We start from the raw sequence: 2,729 nt of genomic DNA, 5'->3' as shown, positions 1-2,729 counted from the left end.
ATTACGGCGATTTACCTGGGTAATAATAATTTTGGTTCTGAGGGGGTAAAAGCGTTAGCTCAGGCTTTGGAAAAGAATAGTACAATTACGGAGATTAGCCTGTGGAGTAATAACATTGGTTCTGAAGGGGCAATAGCAATAGCTCAGGCTTTGGAAAAGAATAGTACAATTAGGTTTATTTCATTGAACAGTAATAATATTGGTTCTGACGGGGCAAAAGCGTTAGCTCAGGCTTTGGAAAAGAATAGTATAATTACGCAGATTAGCCTGGTGAATAATAATATTGATTCTGAAGGAGCAGTAAAGCTAGCTGGGACTTTGGAAAAGAATAGTACAATTACGGGGATTAATCTAGAGGGTAATAACATTGGTTCTGAAGGGGCAATAGCGCTAGCTGTAGCTATTATAAACAGACAAGTGCAATCACACTCAAGACTGAATATTTACCTAGATTGGAGTGAAACTGGTATTACAGAAGAAGCAGCACGAGCTATGGCTTTGGAAAAGATTAACAGAGAAAGGAGGCGTTCCCAGTACAACATACTTTAACTTGGTTAGAACATATGCGGAACACTTGCATACCCTAACGGTTCTTGAGCTTTGGTCAGATAATGGGCTTCTTGCGTAGTGTGGTTTATACGTATCCGTATTCGTACCAATGAAATAGATATAAGTTCAATTGTGTAACCTATGCGTATTTGTTCACGTTTGTACCTAGCCATAGCCCCTATGCGTATCTGTATTCGTAAACAATTAGAAATACGTACTTATTTTTTGAGTTCTTGTTCCAAGATATGCACGATTTTCTGTGCTGCATAACCATCTCCATAGGGGAAATGTACTTTCGACATGCGAGCCAATACAATTGGGTTGTTGAGTAAGGTACTGGCAGTTTTTATAATATTTGCTTTGCTGGTTCCTACTAATATGCCTCTACCAGATTCGATAACCTCTGGCCTTTCTGTTATTGACCTAACGACCAGTATAGGTTTTTCTATAAATGTTACTTCTTCTTGTATACCACCAGAATCTGTTATTACAAAACTACATGCTTTTAAAAGTTTGATAAAGGCAATATGGTCTACTGGTGGAATACAATCAATATTATCCATATTGGATAGTATGGCTTTTGCAGGAGTACTTACAGGAGGATTTGGGTGCAAACAAAATACAATTTTAATTTTTGGAAATTGTTTAGCAAGTGTACGCAAAGCGCTACAAATTTCTTTTAATACTTTACCATGATTTTCTCTTCTATGAATGGTAACCAATATAAATTTTGTTTTATATTCACTATTTGATTGATATCCTTTATTGTATATAAGTCTTATAGCATCAATAGAAGTGTTCCCTACCACCCAAATTTTATCGCTTGAAACACCTTCCTTAATAAGATTATTTTTTGCTTGATGGGTTGGCGCGAAAAAATAGGAACTCACCTTATCTATAAAGCATCTATGCATTTCTTCTGGCCAAGGGGCATAGATATTTCCCGTACGCAAACCTGTCTCTATATGTATCACTGGTATATGTGCATAAAATCCAGCAAGCGCTGCTAGAAAAGCCGTTGTAGTATCCCCTTGCACAAGGATTACATCTGGTCTTAATTTTTTTAGCATATTATCCAGTTGTGGTAACATCATGATAGCACTTTGGGTAAGCTCCCCATAACATTCTATGGGTTCAAATTGAGGCCGTTGCAACAGGCCGACAGTATAATTTTTTCTATTTTTCCAGTATTATTTTTTGTTATTTTTGACGTTATGGCAGTAAGAATATCATTATTTATTGATTTTTAGATGCTTTTAGTTCATTTTGGATAGGCCATTTCCCTAGCAACCTCTTAAAATGATATTTGGGGACCTGTATAAGTTATAAGCTATTGCTTCCATAAGATGTTGTGTATGCATTTTATCAATACCTATATAGCGGGCTCTCGAACTTCGGAACCAACTTTTTATACTACCAAATACACGTTCTACCTTATAGCGAGTCTTAGCTACTAATTTATTAAACCGCTTAGCGGTAGCTGATAAAGGATTATGCTTAGTAGCCTTCTTCTGAATAGCTGATTTTAACTTTTTTTTCTTTAATAATGTTTCATTAGGTGAGCCGCTATAGCCCTTATCTGCATATACTCTGCTACCTGGTGGTAAGTTTACTTTATCTAATAAGCCCTCTAAATGACCACTATCATGACTAGATGCTTTTGTAGTACTGACGGCTAGCACTAATCCTTCTTTACTNAACAGGCCGACAGTATAATTTTTTCTATTTTTCCAGTATTATTTTTTGTTATTTTTCCCATTTTTAAGGTTATGGCAGTAATAATCTCATTATTTATTGATTTTTAGATACTTTTAGTTCATTTTGGATAGGCCATTCCCCTAGCAACCTCTTAAAATGATATTTGGGGACCTGTATAAGTTATAAGCTATTGCTTCCATAAGATGTTGTGTATGCATTTTATCAATACCTATATAGCGGGCTCCCGAACTGCGGAACCAACTTTTTATACTACCAAATACACGTTCTACCTTATAGCGAGTCTTAGCTACTAATTTATTAAACCGCTTAGCGGTAGCTGATAAAGGATTATGCTTAGTAGCCTTCTTCTGAATAGCTGATTTTAACTTTTTTTTCTTTAATAATGTTTCATTAGGTGAGCCGCTATAGCCCTTATCTGCATATACTCTGCTACCTGGTGGTAAGTTTACTTTATCTAATAA

The 2,729-nt window shown here is 35.8% G+C and carries 3 protein-coding genes and 1 pseudogene; 1 reads left to right on the top strand and 3 read right to left on the bottom strand.

Annotated elements, in window-relative coordinates; all coding sequences use genetic code 11:
- The coding region (locus EDM02_RS00500) for a leucine-rich repeat domain-containing protein (RefSeq protein ID WP_221179575.1) at positions 1-549 on the top strand (549 nt) is incomplete at its 5' end.
- A gap of 218 nt (positions 550-767) precedes the next feature.
- On the opposite strand, the gene wecB is transcribed toward EDM02_RS00500, so the two are convergent.
- The 3 genes and pseudogenes from wecB to EDM02_RS00485 form a co-directional block, all read right to left on the bottom strand.
- Complete coding sequence (gene wecB / locus EDM02_RS00495; RefSeq protein WP_123662210.1) at positions 768-1,703, bottom strand: non-hydrolyzing UDP-N-acetylglucosamine 2-epimerase; 936 nt, start codon at positions 1,701-1,703, stop codon at positions 768-770.
- Positions 1,704-1,832: 129 nt separating this feature from the next.
- Positions 1,833-2,246, bottom strand: a pseudogene (locus EDM02_RS00490) (transposase); the annotation flags it as partial.
- Positions 2,247-2,387: 141 nt separating this feature from the next.
- Positions 2,388-2,729: transposase (locus tag EDM02_RS00485; protein WP_148053542.1), on the bottom strand; the 342-nt coding region annotated here is incomplete at its 5' end.

Source organism: Candidatus Cardinium hertigii, from assembly GCF_003788695.1.
This window is presented reverse-complemented; position numbering and strand designations above follow the sequence as displayed.